The 1,922-nt window shown below is 65.2% G+C and carries 1 protein-coding gene; it reads left to right on the plus strand.

Features of this window, described 5'->3' with window-relative positions; translation table 11 throughout:
- Positions 1–147 precede the first annotated feature (147 nt).
- Positions 148–1,905 carry an FAD-dependent oxidoreductase gene (locus tag AD89_RS0117650; RefSeq protein ID WP_025781005.1) on the plus strand — a complete coding sequence of 586 codons (1,758 nt, stop codon included), beginning with the start codon at positions 148–150 and terminating at the stop codon, positions 1,903–1,905.
- The last annotated feature ends 17 nt before the right edge of the window (positions 1,906–1,922 follow it).

Raw genomic sequence — 1,922 nt, forward strand, 5'->3', positions numbered from 1 at the left:
GTGGCGGCCACCTCGGCGAAGCTTCTCAGCTGTTCGAGGTTCATGAGCGGTCTCCGTGCAGGTCAGGCATACCGATAGCATATCTCTATCGAGGTGACTCGAACAATGCATTGGACGTATGGAGTGGGCGGTTTCATAGTGGAATCCATGAACACCACACAGGGCGGACCCCGCCGAAAAGAACACTCCATCTCCACCTCGGTGCTGGTCATCGGAACCGGCGGATCGGGCCTGCGGGCCGCGATCGAGGTCGCCGAATCAGGCGCCGATGTCCTCGCGGTCGGCAAACGGCCGAAGGAGGACGCGCACACCTCACTGGCCGCCGGCGGCATCAACGCAGCTCTGGCAACGATGGACCCGGACGACACGTGGGCCCAGCACGCGGCCGACACGATCAAGGAATCCTATGACCTCGCCAACCCCCGCACCGTCGAAATCGTCACCCAGGGAGCAGCAGAAGGCATCGCTGACCTGGAGCGATATGGAATGGACTTCCAGAAGGAGGACGACGGTCGGATCTCTCAGCGCTTCTTCGGCGCCCACACCTGGCGTCGCACCGCTTTCGCCGGCGACTACACGGGGCTGGAAATCCAGCGCACCCTCATTCGTCGCGCCGAAGCCTTAGACATCCCGATCCTCGACCGCGTCTACATCACGAAGCTGCTGGTTTCAGGCGGTCGCATCTTCGGCGCCTATGGCTTCGACGTCATCGACGGCACCGGCTACCGGATCTACGCAGACGCCGTCATCCTCGCCGCCGGCGGACACAACCGGATCTGGCGGCGGACCTCCTCGCGCCGGGACGAGAACACCGGCGACTCCTTCCGCCTGGCCGTCGAAGCCGGTGCCCGGCTGCGCGATGCCGAACTCGTCCAGTTCCATCCCTCGGGAATCCTCGAACCCGAGAACGCGGCAGGTACGTTGGTCTCCGAGGCGGCCCGCGGTGAGGGCGGGATCCTGCGCAATGGCTTGGGGGAGCGGTTCATGGAACGCTACGACCCGCAGCGGATGGAGCTGTCCACCCGTGACCGGGTGGCTCTGGCCGCCTACACGGAGATCGCCGAGGGCCGCGGCACCGAAAACGGGGGAGTGTGGCTTGATGTCTCCCATCTGCCGCGCGAGACGATCATGAACCGTCTGCCGCGGGTGTTCCAGACACTCATGGAGACGCAGATGCTCGACATCACGGCCTCGCCGATCGAGATCGCCCCGACCGCGCACTATTCGATGGGCGGAGTGTGGGTCGACCCGGTCGATCACAGCACCGACGTCGAGGGACTGTGGGCCATCGGCGAGGCCTCGTCGGGTCTGCACGGGGCGAACCGGTTGGGCGGGAACTCGCTCATCGAGCTCCTCGTCTTCGGCCGCATCGTCGGACGGTCCGCCGTCGCGTACTCCGATTCGCTGGAGGCCCAAGTGCGGTCGCATGCCGCGGTGACCGAGGCGAGAGCCGAGATCTCCGATCTGCTGGTATCTGAGGGCACGGAGAACGTGCGTGCCCTGCAGCGCGAGGTCCGCAATCTCATGACCGAACACGCCGGAGTCGTCCGTGACGAGGCCGGACTCTTGGCTGGACTGGAGAAGCTTTCCGGCATCGAGGCGCGGATGGGGTCTGTGGGAATTCATCCCGACATCGCCGGTTTCGCCGACCTCTCCCATGCCTTCGACCTGCGGTCGTCGGTGCTTGCGGCCCGGGCGACGCTCGAATGCGCTCTGGAGCGGAGGGAGACCCGCGGCTGCCACAACCGCAGCGACTACCCCGAGATCGACCCGGAGCTCACGGTCAATCTCGTCTGGTCCCCGTCTACCGGTGTCGTCCGCGAGTCGATCCCTGAAGTTTCGGCGGATGTCGCGGCCCTCATGCACTCCGGCGAAATCAGCCAAGAAGGCAAACTCGTCGAATAATTGCTACCTGACGGCGG

Source organism: Brevibacterium sp. VCM10 (genome assembly GCF_000583215.1).
In the GTDB taxonomy this organism is placed as follows: Bacteria; Actinomycetota; Actinomycetes; order Actinomycetales; family Brevibacteriaceae; genus Brevibacterium; species Brevibacterium linens.